The organism is Romboutsia ilealis (assembly GCF_900015215.1).
Lineage (GTDB): Bacteria > Bacillota > Clostridia > Peptostreptococcales > Peptostreptococcaceae > Romboutsia > Romboutsia ilealis.
The window spans coordinates 628,049-650,571 of sequence record NZ_LN555523.1 but is presented as its reverse complement, the minus strand read 5'-3'; the positions used below and the strand labels follow the sequence as shown (position 1 = coordinate 650,571).

The 22,523-nt window shown below is 27.7% G+C and carries 20 protein-coding genes; 1 reads left to right on the top strand and 19 read right to left on the bottom strand.

What is annotated here, in order from left to right; translation table 11 throughout:
- Window positions 1–36: 36 nt before the first annotated feature.
- The 7 genes from CRIB_RS03035 to uvsE all read right to left on the bottom strand — a co-directional run bounded on the left by CRIB_RS03035 (window position 37) and on the right by uvsE (window position 8,403).
- Window positions 37–2,340: a glycoside hydrolase family 65 protein gene (locus CRIB_RS03035; protein WP_279386150.1), complete on the bottom strand. Its 2,304-nt coding sequence runs from the start codon at window positions 2,338–2,340 to the stop codon at window positions 37–39.
- A gap of 21 nt (window positions 2,341–2,361) precedes the next feature.
- Window positions 2,362–3,021, bottom strand: a complete 660-nt coding sequence (gene pgmB / locus CRIB_RS03030; RefSeq protein WP_180703076.1) for a beta-phosphoglucomutase — start codon at window positions 3,019–3,021, stop codon at window positions 2,362–2,364.
- Window positions 3,022–3,068: 47 nt separating this feature from the next.
- Window positions 3,069–4,070 (bottom strand): LacI family DNA-binding transcriptional regulator, encoded by a 1,002-nt coding sequence (locus tag CRIB_RS03025; protein WP_071121056.1) that lies wholly within the window; start codon window positions 4,068–4,070, stop codon window positions 3,069–3,071.
- A gap of 130 nt (window positions 4,071–4,200) precedes the next feature.
- Window positions 4,201–5,019, bottom strand: coding sequence for a carbohydrate ABC transporter permease (locus CRIB_RS03020; RefSeq protein WP_180703075.1), 819 nt, complete (start codon window positions 5,017–5,019; stop codon window positions 4,201–4,203).
- Window positions 5,019–5,954: a carbohydrate ABC transporter permease gene (locus CRIB_RS03015; protein WP_180703074.1), complete on the bottom strand. Its 936-nt coding sequence runs from the start codon at window positions 5,952–5,954 to the stop codon at window positions 5,019–5,021. Before CRIB_RS03015 ends, CRIB_RS03020 begins: the two co-directional genes overlap by 1 nt.
- A 68-nt stretch (window positions 5,955–6,022) precedes the next feature.
- Window positions 6,023–7,342, bottom strand: a complete 1,320-nt coding sequence (locus tag CRIB_RS03010) for an ABC transporter substrate-binding protein (protein ID WP_180703073.1) — start codon at window positions 7,340–7,342, stop codon at window positions 6,023–6,025.
- A gap of 104 nt (window positions 7,343–7,446) precedes the next feature.
- A complete protein-coding gene (uvsE, locus tag CRIB_RS03005) occupies window positions 7,447–8,403 on the bottom strand; it encodes a UV DNA damage repair endonuclease UvsE (protein WP_180703072.1) in 957 nt (318 codons plus the stop codon).
- Window positions 8,404–8,572: 169 nt separating this feature from the next.
- On the opposite strand from uvsE, the gene CRIB_RS03000 reads away from it, so the two are divergent.
- The gene (locus CRIB_RS03000; protein WP_243633562.1) at window positions 8,573–10,144 is read left to right on the top strand and encodes an oligosaccharide flippase family protein; all 1,572 of its coding nucleotides are present in this window, start codon (window positions 8,573–8,575) and stop codon (window positions 10,142–10,144) included.
- A 160-nt stretch (window positions 10,145–10,304) separates the two neighbouring features.
- Here CRIB_RS03000 and CRIB_RS02995 read toward each other — a convergent pair whose 3' ends face one another.
- From CRIB_RS02995 to CRIB_RS02940, 12 genes are all read right to left on the bottom strand, one after another.
- On the bottom strand, window positions 10,305–11,168 hold the full coding sequence (locus CRIB_RS02995; RefSeq protein WP_180703071.1) for an alpha/beta hydrolase: 864 nt from the start codon (window positions 11,166–11,168) through the stop codon (window positions 10,305–10,307).
- Between the two features lie 326 nt (window positions 11,169–11,494).
- Window positions 11,495–11,917, bottom strand: coding sequence for a zinc ribbon domain-containing protein (locus CRIB_RS02990; RefSeq protein ID WP_180703070.1), 423 nt, complete (start codon window positions 11,915–11,917; stop codon window positions 11,495–11,497).
- Between the two features lie 23 nt (window positions 11,918–11,940).
- Window positions 11,941–13,251: a hypothetical protein gene (locus CRIB_RS02985; RefSeq protein ID WP_180703069.1), complete on the bottom strand. Its 1,311-nt coding sequence runs from the start codon at window positions 13,249–13,251 to the stop codon at window positions 11,941–11,943.
- A gap of 308 nt (window positions 13,252–13,559) precedes the next feature.
- Window positions 13,560–14,315 (bottom strand): ABC transporter ATP-binding protein, encoded by a 756-nt coding sequence (locus CRIB_RS02980; protein WP_180703068.1) that lies wholly within the window; start codon window positions 14,313–14,315, stop codon window positions 13,560–13,562.
- A 4-nt stretch (window positions 14,316–14,319) separates the two neighbouring features.
- Window positions 14,320–15,336, bottom strand: coding sequence for a FecCD family ABC transporter permease (locus tag CRIB_RS02975; protein WP_180703067.1), 1,017 nt, complete (start codon window positions 15,334–15,336; stop codon window positions 14,320–14,322).
- A complete protein-coding gene (locus tag CRIB_RS02970) occupies window positions 15,326–16,231 on the bottom strand; it encodes an ABC transporter substrate-binding protein (RefSeq protein WP_243633561.1) in 906 nt (301 codons plus the stop codon). The genes CRIB_RS02975 and CRIB_RS02970 overlap by 11 nt, the downstream gene beginning before the upstream one ends.
- Window positions 16,232–16,416: 185 nt before the next feature.
- Window positions 16,417–17,166, bottom strand: coding sequence for an ABC transporter ATP-binding protein (locus CRIB_RS02965; protein ID WP_180703066.1), 750 nt, complete (start codon window positions 17,164–17,166; stop codon window positions 16,417–16,419).
- The gene (locus tag CRIB_RS02960; RefSeq protein ID WP_180703065.1) at window positions 17,166–17,984 is read right to left on the bottom strand and encodes an ABC transporter ATP-binding protein; all 819 of its coding nucleotides are present in this window, start codon (window positions 17,982–17,984) and stop codon (window positions 17,166–17,168) included. The genes CRIB_RS02965 and CRIB_RS02960 overlap by 1 nt, the downstream gene beginning before the upstream one ends.
- Window positions 17,985–17,999: 15 nt before the next feature.
- On the bottom strand, window positions 18,000–18,830 hold the full coding sequence (gene opp1C, locus CRIB_RS02955) for a nickel/cobalt ABC transporter permease (RefSeq protein WP_180703064.1): 831 nt from the start codon (window positions 18,828–18,830) through the stop codon (window positions 18,000–18,002).
- 1 nt (window position 18,831) lies between these two features.
- Window positions 18,832–19,761 (bottom strand): nickel/cobalt ABC transporter permease, encoded by a 930-nt coding sequence (gene opp1B, locus CRIB_RS02950; protein ID WP_180703063.1) that lies wholly within the window; start codon window positions 19,759–19,761, stop codon window positions 18,832–18,834.
- A gap of 142 nt (window positions 19,762–19,903) precedes the next feature.
- Window positions 19,904–21,517, bottom strand: a complete 1,614-nt coding sequence (gene nikA / locus CRIB_RS02945) for a nickel ABC transporter substrate-binding protein (RefSeq protein WP_243633560.1) — start codon at window positions 21,515–21,517, stop codon at window positions 19,904–19,906.
- 174 nt (window positions 21,518–21,691) lie between these two features.
- Window positions 21,692–22,420, bottom strand: coding sequence for a class I SAM-dependent methyltransferase (locus CRIB_RS02940; RefSeq protein ID WP_180703062.1), 729 nt, complete (start codon window positions 22,418–22,420; stop codon window positions 21,692–21,694).
- Window positions 22,421–22,523 lie beyond the last annotated feature (103 nt).

Here is a 22,523-nt window from a genome sequence, read left to right as displayed (position 1 = left end):
AAAAATATGACGCCTTATGTGTTAAGGCGTCATATTTTAACTTAATGCAACATATCTATAAGCTATATATTCATTATTTTTTACTATATACTTTTTATCATAAACATTAACTTCTATATCATTACCTTCTAAATTAGTTATATTTATACCGTCTTTGTTTACTTCTATTTTAAGTTTATTTTCTCTATAGTTTATATTAAAACTGTAGCTATTCCATTTATTAGGAAGCTTTGGATTAAATGATAAGGTTTGATTATTTGTTCTCATACCTGCAAAGCCTTGAATTATAGATAACCATGCACCTGACATAGATGTAATATGGAGTCCATCTTCAGTATCATTATTATAATTATCTAAATCAAGTCTAGCTGTTCTTGAATATAACTCATAAGCTTTATCAAGATTGTCTATTTCACAAGCAATTATAGAATAAATTGAAGGAGATAAAGACGACTCATGAACAGTATACGATTCATAAAATTCAAAATTTCTTTTCTTTTCTTTAAAAGTAAATTTATCATTAAAATAATAAATTCCTTGAAGTACGTCTGCTTGTTTTATAAAGCACGATCTAAGTATTTTGTCCCATGACCAATTTTGATTTAAAGGTAAATTATTCTTTGGTAAATCATTTACCTTTATAAACTCTTTATCCAAAAAGTCATCATGTTGAACTATTATATCTAGTTCTTCATCATATGGTAAATACATTTTATCCGCTATATTTAACCACATTTTAACCTCTTCTTTAGATACATTATTTCTATTTACTGATTCTATGCACTCTTTTTCTAACTTAAATATATTTTCTGCTGCATATTCTAGGCACCATTTAGCTAGATAATTAGTATACCAATTATTATTTACATTATTATCATATTCATTAGGGCCTGTTACTCCATGAATCATATATAAACCTTTTCTTTTATTTAAATGAACCCTACTTGCCCAAAATCTTGCAACTTCAACTATTACATCTATACCATATTCTTTTATATATTCATAATCTCCAGTATAATTAGTGTAGTTGTATATTGCGTAAATAATAGAACCATTTCTATGTATTTCTTCAAAAGTTATTTCCCATTCATTGTGACACTCCTCACCATTAAATGTAACCATTGGATATAAAGCTCCTTCTAAACCTAGCTTTTGGGCATTTTCTTTAGCTTTTTCTAATTGGTTATATCTATATAGTAATAAATTTTTTGATACCTCTTTAGAAGTAGTTCCAAGATAAACAGGTAAACAATACGCTTCTGTATCCCAATAAGTTGCTCCACCATATTTTTCTCCTGTAAATCCTTTTGGACCTATATTAAGCCTTGAGTCATCACCATAATATGTTGAGAATAATTGGAATAGATTGTATCTTATACCTTGTTGTGCTAAATCATCACCATCTATTTTTATATCTGATGTTTCCCATCTTTTATTCCATGCTTTAATTTGTTCTTGTAAAACTGTTTCATAACCTTTATTTATTTCTTTATTTAATATATATTCAGCTTTTTCTACAAGCTTATTTTCTTCATAATCCCTTGTAGTTGTTATAGCAATATATTTTTCAATAGCTACAGTCTCACTCTCTTTAATGTCAAATATTAAGGTATTATCACTATAGTATTCTCTATTTGAATAAGTATTTAATTTAGTTTCCTTATTGAATCTAATATTCATAACTGATGCTATCGTAAATACTTCTGTATTAAATGGATTATCTTTAGTCTTAGCTACTACATTACCATAGTTATTTTTAGAATCTGTACTAACATTAACCCAGAATGTTTCATCATAATTTGAATCTTCATTTTTTACATTTGAGTCTAAATATGGACAAAACATTATTTCTCCATCAAAATTTAATGATTTTATCTCATACTTTATAACTCCTAATTCTTTAGCTACTATACTTAAGAATCTTGTAACTTTAGCTTCTATTTCATATCCATCTATGTTAGCTATAAATTTTCTAGTTAGAGTCCCATTTTTCATATCTAACTCTCTATAAAAATCTTTTACCTCGGCTTTTCCTAAATCTAATATTTTTCCATTTATATATACATCAATACCTATAAAGTTTACACTATTTGGCACCTTACCAAAATAATTAGGATATCCATTTTTCCACCATCCAACACGTGTTTTATCAGGATACCAAACCCCTCCTATATAAGATCCTCTATGAGAGTCCTTACTATAATATTCTTCATAATTACCCCTCATACCCATATATCCATTACCTATACTCATTATGGATTCAGCTAATCTATTTTCTTCAAACTCTATTTTATCTTGAATTATCTTCCACTCATCAATAGTGTTAAATAAACGCTTCATAAATATCCCCCTGTTAACTTTTTATTTATTAAATATATCCATTAATGTATCAAATTCTAAATATGTTGTATCTTCTACTACTAAATTTGCATTTTTTAATGTTTTTTTATCTCCAACTCCAACAGAATACATTCCTGATGTATTTATTGCTTCAATTCCAGAATATGCATCTTCTATCCCTATACAATTTTTAGCTTCAACATTTAAACCCTTTAAAGCCATAAGGAATATATCCGGTGCAGGCTTACTATTTTTACATTTAGATGCATCTGCTATAAAATCAAAATAATTAACAAGTTTCAAATTATTAAGTACCATATTAGCATTTTTACTTGCTGATGCTAATCCTATTTTTATATTATTTGATTTTATATTTTCCAATAATTTACTTATTCCTGGTAATATATCTTTAGGTGTTATATTTTCTATTAAGGATACATAGTACATATTTTTATCATTTGCCATTTTTTCTTTTTCTTCAATAGTAAAATCATTTTGCTTATTTCCATGTACAAGTATCCTCTCTAAAGATTCCATTCTACTTACACCTTTTAATGTTTCATTAAATTCTCTATCTATTTCTATACCTATTTTGTTTGCTAATTCTTTCCATGCAAGATAGTGATACTCTGCTGTGTCAGTTATCACTCCATCTAAATCAAATATAAATGCATCTATCATACTCCCAATTCCCCTTAAATTTAACTTTTTATTTAGAGTTTATATCATTATATAAAGGATTCTCTCTCTATAAATTCTGTATCTACTATATAGTGTCTTTTTGCATGCTCTTTACCTTCTAAATTATTTATAAGTAATTTTGCAGCACTATATCCTAACTCATAGGCATTTATATCAACTGTAGCAAGTGGTGGATTTTGATATGCTGATAAAGGTGTATTATTAAATCCTACTATTGATATATTATCTATATTTTTTAATTTTAATTCTTTCATAATACCAAAAGCTATAAGATCATCAGTTGTAACAATCGCAGTTATATCTTTATTTTGTAAAAGCTCATTGCATGCACTTTGTCCTTCATTTTCTATGAATTCATCTTTATGTACAACAATACTTTCATCATAGCTTATTTTGTTATCAAAAAGTGCATTCTTATATCCTATAAATCTATCTTTAGACATATTAAGATTTTCAATAGCCCCTACAAAACCTATTTTTCTATGACCTTTTTTAATCAACTTCTCTACAACATTATACATTGCACTAATATTATCATTATTAACCCATAAAACTTCCTCTGGATTATCAGGTCTTCCAACTACAACAAATGGAAAATCTATGCTTCTTAAATAAGCTGTATTTTTATCGTCTTCACTTACTCTAAGAAGTATAACTCCATCAACTAAATTACTATTTATTATATCTTTTAAATGCTTTCTTTCTATCTGCTGAGTCTTACTAAATGTATAAGTTATATAGTAGTTTTTCTTTTGAGCATACATACTCATTCCCTTCATAGCATTTATGAAAAATGGATTATTTAATATATCATCCGCATCCTCAGGAAGAACTACACCAAGTATTCTAGTTTTATTATTTGCTAAACTTCTAGCTATTGCATTTGGTTTATAATTTAGTTTTTTTATAGCTTCATGTACATTTTCTTTAGTTTTTTCACTTATTTTAGGGCTATTAGATAAAACCCTAGACACTGTAGATGTTGCAACATTTGCCTCTTTTGCTACATCCTTTATTGTTACTTTCATGGCGTCACCTCTATATAATGCTTTCTATAATTATCTTAATATTAGAGTTTAAATATAAGCATATATTTAAACTCTAATATTATATCAATTTGACTTGTATACTTTTAAATGTTGTATCTTAATCCTATATTTATTTTATACTTCCTGCTGTTACACTCTTTATAATGTGTTTTTGAGCAAAGAAATAGAATATTAAAACTGGTATTATTGTAAGTACAAGACCTGCAAGTGCTAAATCCCATTGCTTTGTGTATTGTCCAAAGAAGAAAAACATTGAAAGTGGTATTGTTCTAGTACCTGCTTGATTTATAACTAATGATGGTAATAAGAAATCATTCCATATCCAAACTGTATTAAGTATTGCAACTGTTATTGATATTGGCTTTAAAAGCGGAAATATTATATATCTAAATGTTTGCCACTTACTGCATCCATCTATTAATGCAGCTTCATCTAATTCTTTTGGTATACTCTTTACAAATCCATGATATAAGAATATTGCAGATGCAGAACCAAATCCTATATACATAAATATAATTCCTGGTACATTAAGTAAATTTAATTTCCCCATTATATTTATAAGAGGCAACATTATAGATTGGAATGTAACTAACATTGAAGATATAAATATAAATAATATCATATTACTTATTTTAGAGTTTGTTCTTTGTAACATCCACGCTGCCATAGATGCAAATAGTACTATAAATACTATACTTATAACTGTTATAAATAAAGAGTTTCCTAATACTTTTATAAAATCTAATTGCTCCCATGCTCTAGTATAGTTATCAAGATTAAACTTTTCTGGTAAAGCTAGTGTACTTTCAAATAATTCCCCTTTTGTCTTAAATGAATTTACTATTATTATATAAAATGGCGATAAACATATTAATGCCAGTATTATACCTAATATATCTAGTGCTATCTTACTTAATTTTTTATTCATTATGCTTCCACCTCATCTTTCTTAGTCATATAAACTTGAACTAATGTTATAATACAAACAAATACAAAGAATATTACAGCTTTAGCTTGAGCTAAATTCATTTTGTTATATGAAAATGCTGTTTGGTACAACTCAAATGCTAGCATTTGAGTTGCATTACCTGGCCCTCCATTAGTTAATGCTAAGTTTTGATCAAATAACTTAAATGAGTTCGAAAGTGTTAAGAATAAACTTATTGTAAATGATGGTCTTATCATTGGGAAAGTGATAAGTTTTATTCTTTGCCATGCATTTGCTCCATCGATTTTTGCAGCCTCATTTAATTCAGGTGGAACATTTTGAAGACCTGCTATATATATAACCATAACGTATCCTGCCATTTGCCAAGCCATAATAATTACCATTCCCCAAAATCCTGTAGTTGAATTTGATAACCATCCCATCATCCATTCTTGACCTAAAGATTGACCTACAGCATTAAATACATTAACAAATATAAATTGCCATATAAAACCTAATATTAATCCCCCAATTAAGTTTGGCATAAAAAATATTGTTCTAAGTAAATTACTTATTTTCGATTCTCTAGTTACTAATAATGCTAAGAAAAATGCTATTACATTTATAGAAATAACTGATACTATAGTAAATTTAACAGTAAACCAAAGTGAACTTCTAAATCCTTCGTCATTAAATACTTTTATATAATTTTTAAATCCAACCCATTCTATATTAGAACCTATACCATTCCAATTTGTAAATGAATAATAAATTCCTAATATTAATGGAATAAGCACAACTAATGAAAATGCAAATAAACTTGGTCCAACAAATGTCCAATAAGCTAGACCATGTTGTCCTTTAGATTTTTTCTTTGACTTTTTAGTTTCAAGTTTTGTTTTTGAGTTTTTAACTTCAACCTTGGCTTGTGACATAAGTGACTCCCCCCTTTAAAATTATAGGAAAGTACAAGTGCACTTTCCTATTTTAAATATTAATTATATTATTCTCTTTCTTCAGCCCATGTTTTTTGAGCATTTTTAACTAAGTCTTCCCAGCTCATACTTCCATCTAAATATTTTTGTATATCAGCACCAACAATATTTTCTCCCCATCCACTTGGATATCCCATAAATACCCACGGTGCAGTCTTTCCATTGTTAGCATAATTTAACACATCCGCTGATAATGGATCTTTTGGTTGTAATTCATCACTTTCATATCCTTTAAATGCTGGTATGAAGTTAAAGTCATTTATTATCATTTCTTTACCTTCATCAGAAGTGTATAACCAGTTTAAGAAATCTTTAGCTGCATCTTTTTCTGCATCCGATTCATCTTTATTTATAGACCAATACATCGGAACACCTACTGGTATAGAGTCTTCTTTAACTCCCTTAAGAGGCATTGGTAATATTCCTGAGTTAGCTGCTATATCTGCATTTACGCCTTCTATTCCTCCGTATGCCCAGTTCCCCATTTGAACCATAGCTACTTTACCAGTTGAATATTTTTGCTCTACTTGCATAGCGTAATCAACAGAGTTTATAGATCCCTTTTTACCATCTGGCATAAATGCATAGTCAGTTTGTAAATCTAATAATTCTTTTAATTCTTTATTGTATGTAAAGTTTAAACTCTTAGCTTCATAAGCTTGCTTTCCACTTTCAAATTCATTTCCTAATGCAACATTTAGTAAGTGAAGTCCTGTTACCCATTTTTCTTTTCCTGGAACTGCAAATACTGCTTCAATCCCTAATTCATCCTTTTTAGAATCTAATGTCTTTACAGCATTTTCTAATGCTTCATAAGAAGTTATAGTCGCTGGGTCAATACCTGCTTTTTCAAATATTTCTTTGTTATATATAAATCCATATCCTTCTTGATTAAAAGGCATACCAAATATACCTTCATCAGCTGTTACTGATCCTAATGTCCCCTCAAATGCATCATCAACCCAAGGCTGATCTGATAAATCCTCTAATTTTGATGCCCAATCTTCTACATCTTGTGGTCCACCAATATTAAATATAGTAGGCTCTTGACCTGATTGGAATTTAGATCTTAATGCCGCACCGTAATCGTTTCCTCCTCCTACAGTTTCTATATTTATATCTATATTAGGATTTTTTTCCTCATAAACTTTTGCCGCTTTTTCTAATGCATCTTTAGCTTCTACTTTAAATTGGAATATATCTACTATGACCTTGTCGCCTGAAGCATCCCCTGAGCTATCTTTTCCATTTGAGCTACTACATCCCACGATACTTGTTCCTACTAATACTGTTACAGTTAATAAACTTAATATTCTTTTTAACCCCATTTACAATCCCCCTATTCTTTACAGAGCAATCGATTGCACTGTTTATATTTTTATAGTAGCACAGTTAAACTTATTTATGCAATCGTTTTTCTAAAATATTTTTACTATATTTCTAAGGTAGCGCTATCTATAAATTTTATATCTTTAGTAAGTTTTTTTAAATCTTTAACTAATATATTAAGAGTTATATCTTTTTTCTTAGCTTCAATCATAATATCAAAATCTTTATTTACACTTTCTTTAGCCTTATATATGAATTCTAAAAATCTATTTGCATCTATATAATCTGCATGTTTTCTATCTTTTTCAAATTCTCTAGGACTTGAAAAATGTATCTTAGGTACTAACTCTTCATCTTCCCAAGTCTTAAATATTTGTGGTAACAAGCTTTTAATATCTTCTTCACAATTATTGCAATTATGATGATGTATATCAAATACCATTGGTAAATTTGTCTTTTCACAAATCTGTAGTACTTCTTTTGCATTAAAGGTTTTATCATCATTTTCAAGTATTAATCTATCAGTTATTCTTTTAGGAAAATTTTTTAAATTATTTATAAATCTATCTAATGCAATATCCTTTCCTCCTTCAGCACCACCTATATGTATTACCAATTTTCCCTGTTCATAATTCATAGCTTCAAATAAATCAACCTGCATATTAAGAGTTCTTAAAGTATTTTCAACTACACTTTCTCTATCGCTATTTATAACATTAAATTGATCTGGATGTGCATCCACTCTTAAGTTGTTATCTTTTATTAGCTTTCCGATATATTCTAAATCTTTTTTAAAATATTTTAAATAATCCCACATTACATCAGGATGAGTTGCTAAAGGTATAAAATTTGATGTCATTCTATAAAAATGTATATTATTGTCTATATTGTATCTAAGTATTTTTTCAAGTGCTTCTATATTAGAGTAAGTTACTTCCTTAAGCTTTTTTAATCTATCTTCTTTATTTAGTTTTAAATATCTTGTATATGTCAATGTAGATGATGATGTAACTTTACCTAAATTCAATGCTATTGCTACATATCCTAATCTTATTATCATTTTAAATTCTCCTTATTGTTTAATCATTAGTATTTTTAGTGTTATCTAATATTCATATTTATATGATTTTTTCTTCAATGTTAAAAATCCTTATTTAAATAATATTTAGTAACTTTTTTTCATATATATGAACATGCTATTTTAAACAATTTATATTAGGAGAAAAACTATGAAGAGAAAAAAATTAATAATGAATGCATTTATTCTGACATTTACAACAATGATGATAGGATTTGTAAGTACGTCATTTAGAGTATATCTATCTAATAAAATAGGTTCAGAAGGTATGGGACTTTATCAACTTATAATGAGCATACATATAATGACAACCACATTAGCTATATCCGGAATTAGAGTCACAACCACTCGTCTTATAGCTGAGGAACTTGGAAGATCTAATATAAAAAATATCAAATCTATTTTAGCAAAAGCAATATTTTATAGCTTACTTTTTAGTACTACAACATTTTTACTATTTTATAATTTCGCAGATATAATAGCGCTCAAATGGATAGGTGATTCTAGAGCTATAATACCTATAAAAATTTTATCTTGTAGTTTACCATTTATAGGAATTAGCGCTTGCTTCCATGGTTATTTTTATGGAATGAGAAAAATAATAAAAAGCATCTCTTCTGACATAGTTGAAGTTGGAACAATGATGATAATTATTGTTTCATTTATGGGAATATGCTTACCTAAAGGTCTAAACTTTACTTGTACTTTAATTGCAGTTGGAACTAGTCTTGGTAATATAGCTTCTGCTATTTATTTTTGCATATTATTTTTATTTGAAAAAAAATCTGGGTATAAAAGCGGATATAGCAGAAATAACAAATATAGCTTTTTTAAAATTTTCTCTATATCTTTCCCTATAGCATGTAGCTCTTACATACAAACAGGGCTTAAAACCGTTGAAGACTTGCTAATACCAGATGCACTTAGAAAATACGGTTCTTCGACAGCTTCATCATTATCTATATTTGGTATGATAAAGGGAATGGCTCTTCCTATTTTAAATTTTCCATCAATATTTTTGGCATCATTTTCAACTCTTATAATACCTGAAATTGCTGAAGCAAATGCACTTAATCAACATAAAAGAGTTATATATATGATATCTAAAGTATTTAAATTCACATTATTAATTGCCGTATTTGCCTCAGGCTTATTTATGATATTTTATAATGAATTAGGATTAGCAATATATAATGATACTCAAGTTGGATTAATGATGAAAATATTAGCACCTCTTATACCTTTTATGTATCTAGATCGAATAGTCGATGGAAGCTTAAATGCACTAGATTATCAAATGAGTACATTAAAGTTTAACTTAATTGATATGGCTGTAAGAATATTTTTAATACTATACTTAATACCTAAAAAAGGTATAGAAGGTTTTATTATAGTTTTATTTGCTGGAACTCTTCTCAATGCTTCTTTAAGTATACATAAGTTATTAAAGGCTACTAATATACACTTTAGACTATTTGATTGGATTATAAAGCCTGCATTTTGTATAACTCTAGCTAGCTATTGTATAAAATATAGTCTACCTTACATTAATTTTAATTTACATATTTCTATTCAAATAATATTAACTATGGCATTATATTTAGTATTACTTATAATATCTGGCTGTATAACTAAAAAAGATATATTATGGTTTATTGAAGACTTTAAAGCCGAACCAATATGTGTAGAATGGAATGATTTAAGTATATATAAAAGATTTTAAAATTCGCTTCGCTTGAACGACGTGTCGGCGAAACATTTCATTTCGCCAACTATATATCCTTGCTGTCGCTAGGGATACATCCGTTACTCAAAATAAATATTATATTATCGGTTATCAATAATATATCTTTAGTATATTAAATAAGCTGCCTTTTGGCAGCTTATTTATTTCCTATATTTTCAAGTAATTTAACTATACTATTTGATGTTATCTCTAATTGCTTTTCTTCACTTATTAATGCATCATAGTCCCCTTTTTGCTTTCCATAATCACCAAATTGAGAATGGTTTGCACCTTCTATTTCTACATACGTTGTGTCTTTTGGTAATTTTTCTTTTGATTCTATAAGATTAGCAAAATTTATAACCCCATCTTTACTTCCCCATATAGAAACTACATCTTTTCCTAATTGTTTAAGATCATCATTTGATGGATACGATGCAAGAAGAACTACTCCATCTACATTTGTATTATTTACTGCAAATCTAGAGGCAACAACACCACCTAGCGAGTGACCTCCTACAACCCAAGATTTTATATTCTCATGTTCTTTTATAATTTTCTCAGCTTTATTAGGTGATAACATAGCAAAGTTTAAATACATATCAAGTATAACTACTTTATATCCATTTTCTGCTATTTTTCTACATAACGGTGCATATGCTTTTGCATCTACCTTTGCTCCAGGATATAATATGAATCCCTTAGTTGCTTCTATTCCTTTCGGTGTAAAAGTTATATTTCCATCTACAGTTATTTCTACCTTATCATCACTAACTAATGAGTCTAGTGCTAATTGACCTGGTTTATAAGCTGTCCCTATCCAATTAATAATCCCCATTAAAAAAATTACAACTAATACACATAAACCAAATTTTATATTTTTCTTAAATCTATATTCTCTATGTTTAATTTTTTCTTTATTTTCATCATCTTCATCTTTTAATAGAGGTCTTTGAAGTTCCATAGTTATACTAAATGTATCCTCTAAGTTAGTATATTTTTTCTCTACTTTTTCTGCCATACTCTCCCTCCATAAATCTAAAATCCTATATTATAGTTTATCATATATAAAAATTTTTTTCATTAAAATTAAGTATAAAATTCATTACAAACAATTCGCTTCGCTTGAGCGACGTGTCGGCGAAACACTTCATGATGCCAACGACTTCATACGTAATTTAAAATCTGTTTACACTCAAAACTAATTTATTGATATTACTTACATTTTGAAGTTATCCATATTTTTAAGGTATTATAATCTGTTTAAGCATGAAAATAGCTATATGCAAATTTTACACATAGCTATTTTTTCTTTGGTTAATATAATTATTATCTTATAAAATATAATTATAATTTAATTCCACAACAAGCACAATAAACAGAGTCTTCTTCATTTAATGAATCACATCTTGTACATTCAGTTAAATAATCCTCTTCTATTTCTACTTTCTTACCGCAAGTTCCACAAAATCTATTTTCAAAATTTATTACACTTCCACACTCACATACTATCTCCTGTGGCTTTTCTTCTAAAGTTTTTATTCTTAGATTATTATTATATATTAACTTATCTATTTCTAAAATTTCATTACATATATTATCAAAACTATCATCTATTATAATTTCGCTTCTTATTTTTTCATATATCATTATTCCCATATCTAATAATAAGTTAGCCTTTTTAATTTTTGCATTTTCTATTTCCATATATATATCATTTTTTTCATTTTCTATTTTATTTCTTAAAAACTTATCACTTATATTTTTCATTGTAGTATCTTCTCCATTTCTGATTATTCAAAATCACTTAATGTGTATCCTATTTTTACTATTATATAGCTATATATAATAGATATTATCAATGTAGTAAATATACCTGACCCCATAAATGTATTTCCTGAATAGTTATTCATTTGTAATAAGGATATATTTCCTCCTATATATATAGAACTAAATGATGATAAAATAGCAATAATTATAGAATAACAAATACTAAAAATCAACACTATATTAGCCGAGCTATTTTTAAATTTCTTTTTTAAATTATATCCTGTAAGTATAAGCACTAACAATGATAATAATATTATAGCTATAAGCATTAACTTTGTGTCAAATAATAAATTTCCATTTATTATACTTAAAATTGATAGTTTATTGCTACCTATTGTTGTTGGTACAATATTTGCAAATGTTAGTATATATGATGCTAACTGGCTCAGTATAAAAGCATTATTTCTACTGTAGTTGTATACTCCAAGTTCATATAAATAGCTATTATCAACTATAGAAAGACCTAAAAGAATTATAAATATTACTACATATAAAATTAATATACTATTTATAGCCTTCTTAAGTATATCTAAATAAATGTTTTGCCCAAAATATTTTTTCTTATATCCAATTAAGTAAGTAGATATAAATCCTAAAATAAATCCATTTGAAAATAACTCCAATATTTTATAGCTATATGCAACTGATATCCCATAATTCATCATCTGAGAAATACTAGATGATGTAGATGAAAATATACTTATTATTACTAACATAAGTCCATATGTTGCACCAACACCTACTGAATTATATAAAAGATCTTGAGTATTTTTATTTTTTATAAATATTACGTTATATAACGAAAGCACAAGTAAAGGAATTAAAGCAATTACTAATACTCCTAGATGCATAATAACACTTCCTGAATTCATCATAGTTGATAAATTTAAATTTATAGTGCCTAAATTTATCCCCAGTATTATATGTAGTGAATTTATAAAATTTATTAATTCTCCAAGATTAAAACTCATTAATAATTTTAATCCTAAAGAGATTAAAAATAGTGTTGCAACCGAGGTTACAGATGTTAATAATATAGGTTTTATATCTACCTTGAAAGCTTTTATACTTCGTTTTTTTTCTACAATTTTTGCCTCATCTAATGATGCACCACAAGATTTACAATATAAACCTTTATTATTCTCAGTTTCACAATAGTCACATATTGATTTTTCCCCAAGCGTTATTCTGTCTCTTAAAATGTCTTGTGCATTTTTTCCATCCTCTGTAGAATAATTAAAATATGTTTTATCTTTATGATCCAATTTTTTCATTTTCCGCCCTTTCATAAATTTGTATAAAAAAATTATATATTAATATATAAAAGTTATCCATAGTATAAATGATATATAAAAAAAATTTCACATAAAATTCATTTTTAAGTTCAAAACTAGCCTATATCTTCATATTAATTTCTAATTCAAAACTTAAAGTATATTAATAGAATTTGTATTTAAATATAAATTTAATTTTAAAATAAAATTTTCTATTATATATGGTTTATATCTTAACATTATTGCTATTTACAAAATAAAGGTTATAAACTATAAAATTCCATTTTATAATTTATAACCTTTATTATTTATTCCCATTTATTTAATATATTTTTCATAAAGCTTTTTATATCTATATCATATACATCTTTTAATTTATCATTATTAAGTACTTCCATAGATGTTCCTTCAGATACAATTTCTCCATTATCTAACATAATAACTTTATCAGCAAAGTAATGTACTAGATTTAAATCATGCAAAACTCCTATAACTATTTTTTTATTAGTTTTAGCCCATCTTTTTACATGATCTAATAATTCTACTTGATATTTAAAATCTAGATGATTAGTTGGCTCATCAAGAAGTATTATCTCTGGATTTTGAGCAAATAGCTTAGCTAAAAATACTCTTTGTATTTGACCTCCAGATAACTCCGTTATCATTTTATCTCTATAATCCATTAATCCAACTTTCTCTATACTCTCTAAAATTATTTTAATATCTTCTTTAGATAATGAACTAAAAGTTCCTTTTAAATATGGATATCTACCAAGAGATACAGTTTCATAAACTGTATAAGGAAAATGAATCTCTGATAATTGACTCATTAAACCTACTTTTTGTGCAAAAATTTTTCTTACATGTATATTAGAGTCTACACCCTCAAATTTTATTGTACCTCTATATTCTATTAAATTTGCAATGGATTTTAATAATGTACTTTTACCGCATCCATTAGGACCTATTATAAATAAAATTTCGCCTCTATTTACCTGTAAATTTATATTTTTTATTATATCTACGCCATTATAACCACTATAAAGTTCTTTTATTTTTAACATCCTGTCACCTTTTATTTTTAAAATAGATATATGCAAAGAATGGAGCTCCAATTAATGCTGTCACTGCACCTACTGGAAGTTCTGATGGTACAACTACAGTTCTAGCAATTAAATCAGATGTAACCATTAAACATCCTCCAAATACAAAAGACATTGGTATTACATATTTATGCTTTGATCCAAATACCCTTCTAACAACATGAGGTGCAATTAAATCTATAAATCCTATAGTTCCACTTAAAGATATTGCCCCACCAGTTAATACTGTAGAAAAAATAAAAAGATTTCGTTTTATTCTTTCTACCTCTACACCTGTCGCTTTTGCTTGCTCTTCACCAAATGTCATTATATCCATTTCTCTAGTAAATCTTATTACCCCTAACATACCTATTATTAAAAATGGAAGTATAAGATATACATAACTCCATCCCTTCATAGAAAAACTTCCCATTTGCCAAAGAGTTATACTTTTCATATCTTCTGAAAATAGTGCAGTAAGTGTTGTAAGTATTGCATTTACAAATAATGAAAATACCATTCCAGATAATATAATTGTATTATTTGACATAGTCTTATCTATTACAGAAGAAAAAGTTATAACTGAATATACAGTTGCTAAACCAAATAGAAAACCTATTAATGGAAGAGTAAAACTTCCGATTATAGGTAAAGATACCCCAGTTACTATAATTAATCCAGCTCCTAAAGATGCACCTGATGATACCCCTAAAGTATATGGTGATGCTAATTGATTTTTTAAAATCGACTGAACCACTGCACCACTCGTAGCCAAACATCCTCCAACAAAAAATGCAAGCAATACTCTAGGTAACCTAAGTTTCCAAACAATCCCAATATTTTTAAGTTCTAATCCATCTCTTAATGGAATATTTAATATTTTATTTGCTAATATAGATAATGTATCTAAAAAATTAATATTGGAACTTCCTATAGAAATTCCAATACATATTATTATTATTGCTATTAAAATACTAATTATTGCCTTATGTTTATTTTTCATAATGCTCCGGATATACAGCCTCAGCCATTTGCTTTAAAGCTTTTACTACATTTTGAGATGGACGTGAAGATGCATTTTTATCTACTAAGTAAACTTCATTATTCTTAATTGCATTTATATTTTCCCAAGCATTTCTAGATTTTATTTCACCTGTAGGGTTTTCCATATATTCTGCATTAGTTATTATTACATCTGGATTTGCATCTATTATAGCTTCAGCAGTTGGAGATATCCATCCATCTTCATTTGCAAATATATTTTCTGCTCCAATTATTTCTATCATTTCATTTAAGAAAGTAGATTTTCCAAAACTAGATAAGTATGGTACTGGTGATATTTCGAAATACACTGATTTCTTATCAGCTATTGTATCACCTATAGCTTTTATTTCATCTACTTGTGCTTTCATATCATCTATTATTTCTTTACCTTTTGACTTTTCATTTACAACCTCAGCAATAAACTCTATATCTTTATATATTCCATCTATACTATCACTACTTGGTATATAAACTACTGGTATACCTGCTTCACTTATTGCTTTAAATGGATCTTCTGTAGAGCCAGTTTTATTGTGACCTGATGCTATAACAATATCTGGTTCTAAACCTATTATAGTTTCTGCATCTGGATTTGAGAAATCTATTTGTGGTAATTCTGTATTTACACCTTCTATATCAGTAGAATATTTATCTATAGCCACTAGTTTATCTCCTAAACCTAATGCCATTAATACTTCTGTATTTGAAGGTGCTGTTGATATTATTTTTTCTATTTTTTTCGGTATGTTTACCTCTGTTCCTTCTCTATCTGTAACCGTTCTATCTTGTTGAGAGCTACATCCTGATATTATAAACATTGATAATGCTATAATTAATGCTAGTATTTTTTTCATTTTAACCTCCTATAATCTTGTATAATTATTATTATCTATTCGTTAACTTAGTATCTTAAGCTAACAATATTATAATTTAAAATTGTGTCAAAACTATGTCAAAATTACGTCAAAACTAGATTTTAAAAGTAAAATATCTCAAATCAAAATTTTACAATATTCAACTTGAGATGTCTATAGCCTTATTAAATACTAAAAGGTATAACTGAGTTAAGTAACCTTTTTGCATAAGAATTTTTTACATATGCTAAATTTAAGCTATGAATATTTTCTACTACTTCACCTCTATATAAAAATATAATCCTGTCACATAAATATGTAACTACCTGTAAGTCGTGCGCTATAAATAAGTAGGTTATATTTAATTCATCTTTTAAGTCTTTAAGTAGCTCTAATATTTGTGCTTGTATAGATACGTCTAGTGAGCTAATTGCTTCATCAAGTACAATAAACTTAGGTTTTGTGGAAATTGATCTAGCTATACAAACTCTTTGTAACTGTCCTCCACTTAATTCATGAGGATATCTATCTAGTAAATCTATCGTTAAACCAACTTTATCTAGTAAATCTTCAGTTATTTTATCTAAATTTTCTTTTTTACCTAAAACCTTTAAAGGTTCAAGTATAATTTCTTTTACAGTAAAATTAGGATTTGCTGATGATGTATAATCTTGAAACACTACACTCATCTTACCTTGATTTTCCTTTATCCACTTTTTTACATTCAAATCTTCTATTAGAATCCTTCCACTATCAGGCTTTTCTAAACCTAATATTAATCTACTTAAAGTACTTTTTCCACTTCCACTTTCGCCTACTAAGCCTACACATTCTCCTTCTTTAATTGTAAAATTTACGTCCTTTAGTACTTGCTGTTTTTCTATTTTTCCATACTTTCTGTAACTTTTATTTATATCTTTTACTTGTAAAAACATTAAACTGCTTCTCCCTTATTTACAGACTTATTAAATGTCTCTGTTAATTCTAACCTTGCATTTATTAAATACTTTGTATAGTGACTCTTAGGATTAGTAAATATATCCTTTGCACTACCATACTCTACTTGTTCTCCATTATTCATTACTAATATATCTTGAGCCAAATATTTTACTATACCAAGGTCATGAGATATAAATATAAGTGATGTACCTGTAGTATTTCTAAGTCTTTTAAATACTTCTACTACTTCACGTTGATTTATAGAATCTAGAGCAGTAGTTGGTTCATCTGCAATAATGATATCCGGCTCCATAGATAGTGATAATGCTATCATACATCTTTGTAACATACCTCCAGACAACTGATGAGGATATTTTTTTACTACTTCTTGTGGGTCATTTATATTCATCTTTTCTAAAGTCTTTATAGAAACTTTCTTTGCTTCTTTTTTAGATAAATTTTTATTTTCTACTAAAGTCTCTATCATCTGATAGCCTACTGTGTATAGAGGATCAAAGACTGACATTGCATCTTGTAATATCATACAGATTCTTTGACCTCTTATTTTGCGTAATTTATCTTTTTTTATATTGAATAAATCTATATTTTCATCAAATACAGCATAACCTTCTATTTTTAAATTTGAACTAATTAATCCTACTATGGCTTTGGCAGTCATAGATTTACCACTTCCACTTTCTCCAACAATACCTAGACACATATTCTTTTCTACTTTAAAACTAACCCCTTTTACAATCTCTTTTTTATCCTCTTTATCTATAACCTTAAGATTTTTAACTTCTAATAAATTCATAGCTTCTACCTTCCTTTAATTCATACTCTTTTTAGGATTTAGCGCTTCTTGTAAGCTATCTCCTAAGAAATTAAAAGCAGCAACTATAACTAAAATAGCAAGTCCAGCTGGTAACATTTGTTGTGGATAAATTGTCATAATATTTTTAGCTTCACTAAGCATCATTCCCCACTCAGGAGTTGGAGCTTGTACTCCCAAACCTAAAAATGATAAAGCAGAAATATTCAATATAACCCATCCTGTATCTAAAGTAGCTAATACTACTATCTCGCCTATAGTCCCTGGAATTAAATGTTTTCTAATTATATGTAAATTACTACATCCAGATACCTTTGCAAATTTTATATAATTTTTATCCACATATTGAATAACTATGGATCTAATCATACGAGTGTACCATGCCCATTTTGCAATTATATTGGCAATAACTATATTCGATATACCACTACCAAGTATACCTACTATAGCTAATATCATAACTTCACTTGGGAATGAAAGCATGATGTCACAGATTCTCATAATTAATTCATCTACCCAACCTCTAAATAATCCTGCTATCATACCTAATACCGTACCTATAACTATAGTAGCCACCATAGCGATTAATGACAAAAATACAGTAGTCCTAATTCCGTATAATAATCTTGAAAATACGCACCTGCCTAATTGATCTGTACCAAATGGATAAGCTAAACTCATGCCTAAAAGCTTAGACTTAATATCTACAGCGGTTGGATCATGCGGTGCAATTAATGGTGCTAGAATTCCTGCTAAACATACAGATAGTATAACTATCAAGCTTAATACGCCCAACTTATCTTTTTTAAATCTATCAAAAAACTTCATCCTATGCTGCACCTCTCATTCTTGGGTCTATTATTACCGATACTATGTCTACTAATAGATTACATACTACAAACATTACTGCCATAATTAATATATACGCTTGTATAACTGGAAAATCTCGATTATAAATAGCATCTACACATAATCTACCTACTCCAGGCCATGCAAAGATATTTTCTACTACCACAGTACCTGCTATTAGCTTTGGCACAGACATACCTAATGCAGTTAATGAAGATTGTAGAGAATTCTTAAATATATGTTTCATTATTGTACTTTCTTTAAGACCTCTAGCTCTGGCATAAAGCACATAATTTTCTTTTTTATTTTTTATCATATTGTTTCTTATAAGTCTTATATATGTTGAGATATATGTTAGTGATAAAGTAATTGCAGGTAATATAATAGAGCTTGCAGTTTCCATACCACTAGTTGGTAATAAATCTAACTTAACTGCAAATAACCACATTAATAATAATCCAATCCAGAAACTAGGCATTGCTGTTCCTAAAAATACAAAAGATCTAATCATTTTATCTATTATACTTCCCTCATATACAGCACATAGTACACCTACACTCACACTAACTGATATAGTAATAGCTAAAGCCACTACTGATAGTTTAATTGTCGCTGGTAGAGCTTGCCCTATTTCATCTGCCACTGGCTTTTTATTTACATAACTATTTCCAAAATTCCCTTGTAAACTATCTTTTAACCATGTTATATACCTTTCAAAAAATGGTGCATTTAAATTTAATTCTTCTCTCATTTGTTGTATCGCTGTTTCTGTTGGAACTATTTCATTAACACGAAGAGCAACCTCAGCTGGGTCACTTGGGCTTAAGTTTATGATTACAAATGATAAAAATGATATACCTATTAAAATCGGGATCATACTTATTAATCTTTTAATAATAAAGCCTCTCATATTATCTTCCTTTCTGTATCTATCTAAATACATTTTAAATATACAATTATAAAACTATAATCTCATCTCAAAACCACTTATTATTATATCTATAAGTAAAAACTGAGATATAAATATCTCAGTTTATTAATGTATTAATCTCTTAATTTTCTTCAAAATACATTTTTTCAAATGGTATTTCATATTGGGAAGGATTAAACTCAACTCCTTTTAAATTAGGAACATGTACTGCTTTTGTTCTTGAGTATGTAAGCGGTATATATATTGCTTGCTCATGTATATATGTAAATATATCACTGTACATTTGAGTACGAATAGATTCATCTACTTCTATCATAAGATTAGTTATAGTTTCATCTAGCCACGCTTTATTTTCTAAACCAGATTGTGCTTGATAATCACCATGTGCTGGTGTTCTAAAAGATGATACATAAGATTGTGGATCATAAGGAGTTCCCCAAGATAATGAATATTGAACATCAAATTCACCTGATTTTTGTCTATCAAGGAAAGATTGTTTTTCTTCACCTATTACTTTTAATTCTACACCTACTGCCTTAAAGTCACTTTGTAAGTATTCACTTATAGTTCCTTCTTGTGCATTATCACAGTTGTAGTAAAGTTCTATAGAACATTTTTTATCATTTTTATATCTATATCCATCAGAACTCATTTTCCATCCTGATTTCTCAAGTAATTCATTTGCTTTTTCTACATTATATCTACGCGCTTCTAAATTTAAGTCACAATATGGTACTGTTTTAGACATTAATGTATCTGCAACAGTTTCTGTTCCATTTAATACACCTTGTGCTATAGTTTCTTTATCTACAGCATATTGTAAAGCTTCTCTAACTTTTAAATCACTGGTTATCTCTTTATTAGAGTTTAACAATATTGCTCTAGATGCCACTGGGTCACTCATTTCAGTTATATATTTACCTTGTTCTTCTAAAGCTTTAAATGAATCTAAGTCTATCATATCTCCATCAGAACCAAATATTAAATCTATTTCACCTTTTTCTAAAGCTAATAATATCGTTTGATGATCTGTCATAACCTTCCACTTTATAGAACTTGTTTTTGATTTTTCACCATAGTAGTCTTTATTAGCTGTAAATATTGCATATTGATTCTCTTTATGCTCAGATAATATCCATGGACCAGTTCCTATATATCCATTTATACCATCTTTAGTGCTTCCATTTATAAAACAGTTTGGTGATAACATTCTAAATGGTCTGGTTAAAGCTAATTCCTCTAATGTGGGATAATATGGATGAGCTAAAGTTAATTTAAAAACATATTCATCAACTACTTCTGTGGACTTTATTTCATTTACTAAATCTAGCCAATTATGTCGCTCAACATTTTCTATAATTGCATCAAAGTTCATTTTTACTACTTCAGCATTAAATACCTCTCCATCTGTAAATTTTACATCATCCCTTAAATAAAAAGTATACTCACATCCATTATCTGATATATCCCATGATTTAGCTAACCAAGGTTCCACACCATTATCGGTATTTTTTACAAGAGACTCAAATACCATATTTTGTGCTGCCATTTCACCACTATAAAGATGTGGATTTATATCCCTAATATCTTTTGTACTAGCATATACTATTTCATCTTTAACCCCTTTTACTTGTGTGTCTTGTGTTTTTGAACTACATCCAACTAGTGAAAAACACATTATGGCACTTAATGCTGTAACTCTTAATTTTTTAAACCCCATTTTATCTTCCCTCATTTATAATTGTTTCTCCCTTTTTATTTGGCTATTTACTTATACAAATATAAAATTATGTAATAATTGTATCACAAAAATGATAAAAATGTGTCAATCATTTATTATCTTGACACATTTTCGTATAGTATTATATTAATCTGTTTTATAAAATCTTATTATATATAATGATTGAATTTATTTACTAGCATTTATACTAAACATTTTTGTAGGATTACATAGTTCATCTTTATCAGCATAGATACGATCACTTACATTTATATCACTTTTGCAATTTAAAAAACCAATTTTATCTAATGTAGTAAGATCCCAATTTGGTCTTATTTTTTTGCTTATATTTAAATTATCTTTTATCATATCGCACTCTTTTAAAACTTCATTTTTTATTTTATTATGAGCATGATTAGAATCTAATGTTTTAGCTTCTTCTGAAAAAGATACTTTACCATAATCAGCATCAAAATTTACTAATCTGCCATCCTTTTTAAGCACTCTGTACCACTCTTTATAAGCTTCTTCAGCATCTGGTAGAGTCCATGTTAAATTTCGTGAAATTATAATATCAAAAAAATTATCTTCAAAATCTAAATTTTGAGCATCCATTACCTTAAAATTAATATCATATCCTAACAATTTAGCTGTTTTATTTGCGTTATCAATCATATTTTCACATAAATCTATGCCTACAACTTCATGCCCTAAAGACGATAATATAATTGCAAAAAAACCAGTTCCAGTTCCGATGTCTAATATTTTAAATTTCTTATCATCTATATCTTCTATATTTCTCTTTATCTCATTTAGCCATAAATCTTTTTTTATACTATTTAGCTCCGATATACGTAATGTACAAAATTCATCACTTCTTTTATTCCAATATTCTTTAATTCTCTTACTTAACTCCATATACCCTCCCTAAAAAAACTATAAAACTATAAATAAGTTTTCTTTTGTACCTTAATCTACCAATATTATATCAGTATAATATTAAACTAACCCCAAATATAAT

Bases quoted from the DNA above. Each gene is read 5' to 3' on its own strand.
- CRIB_RS03035 (WP_279386150.1), bottom strand. From the start codon at position 2,340: ATGAAGCGTTTATTTAACACTATTGATGAGTGGAAGATAATTCAAGAT.
- pgmB (WP_180703076.1), bottom strand. From the start codon at position 3,021: ATGATAGATGCATTTATATTTGATTTAGATGGAGTGATAACTGACACA.
- CRIB_RS03025 (WP_071121056.1), bottom strand. From the start codon at position 4,070: ATGAAAGTAACAATAAAGGATGTAGCAAAAGAGGCAAATGTTGCAACA.
- CRIB_RS03020 (WP_180703075.1), bottom strand. From the start codon at position 5,019: ATGAATAAAAAATTAAGTAAGATAGCACTAGATATATTAGGTATAATA.
- CRIB_RS03015 (WP_180703074.1), bottom strand. From the start codon at position 5,954: ATGTCACAAGCCAAGGTTGAAGTTAAAAACTCAAAAACAAAACTTGAA.
- CRIB_RS03010 (WP_180703073.1), bottom strand. From the start codon at position 7,342: ATGGGGTTAAAAAGAATATTAAGTTTATTAACTGTAACAGTATTAGTA.
- uvsE (WP_180703072.1), bottom strand. From the start codon at position 8,403: ATGATAATAAGATTAGGATATGTAGCAATAGCATTGAATTTAGGTAAA.
- CRIB_RS03000 (WP_243633562.1), top strand. From the start codon at position 8,573: ATGAAGAGAAAAAAATTAATAATGAATGCATTTATTCTGACATTTACA.
- CRIB_RS02995 (WP_180703071.1), bottom strand. From the start codon at position 11,168: ATGGCAGAAAAAGTAGAGAAAAAATATACTAACTTAGAGGATACATTT.
- CRIB_RS02990 (WP_180703070.1), bottom strand. From the start codon at position 11,917: ATGAAAAATATAAGTGATAAGTTTTTAAGAAATAAAATAGAAAATGAA.
- CRIB_RS02985 (WP_180703069.1), bottom strand. From the start codon at position 13,251: ATGAAAAAATTGGATCATAAAGATAAAACATATTTTAATTATTCTACA.
- CRIB_RS02980 (WP_180703068.1), bottom strand. From the start codon at position 14,315: ATGTTAAAAATAAAAGAACTTTATAGTGGTTATAATGGCGTAGATATA.
- CRIB_RS02975 (WP_180703067.1), bottom strand. From the start codon at position 15,336: ATGAAAAATAAACATAAGGCAATAATTAGTATTTTAATAGCAATAATA.
- CRIB_RS02970 (WP_243633561.1), bottom strand. From the start codon at position 16,231: ATGAAAAAAATACTAGCATTAATTATAGCATTATCAATGTTTATAATA.
- CRIB_RS02965 (WP_180703066.1), bottom strand. From the start codon at position 17,166: ATGTTTTTACAAGTAAAAGATATAAATAAAAGTTACAGAAAGTATGGA.
- CRIB_RS02960 (WP_180703065.1), bottom strand. From the start codon at position 17,984: ATGAATTTATTAGAAGTTAAAAATCTTAAGGTTATAGATAAAGAGGAT.
- opp1C (WP_180703064.1), bottom strand. From the start codon at position 18,830: ATGAAGTTTTTTGATAGATTTAAAAAAGATAAGTTGGGCGTATTAAGC.
- opp1B (WP_180703063.1), bottom strand. From the start codon at position 19,761: ATGAGAGGCTTTATTATTAAAAGATTAATAAGTATGATCCCGATTTTA.
- nikA (WP_243633560.1), bottom strand. From the start codon at position 21,517: ATGAGGGAAGATAAAATGGGGTTTAAAAAATTAAGAGTTACAGCATTA.
- CRIB_RS02940 (WP_180703062.1), bottom strand. From the start codon at position 22,420: ATGGAGTTAAGTAAGAGAATTAAAGAATATTGGAATAAAAGAAGTGAT.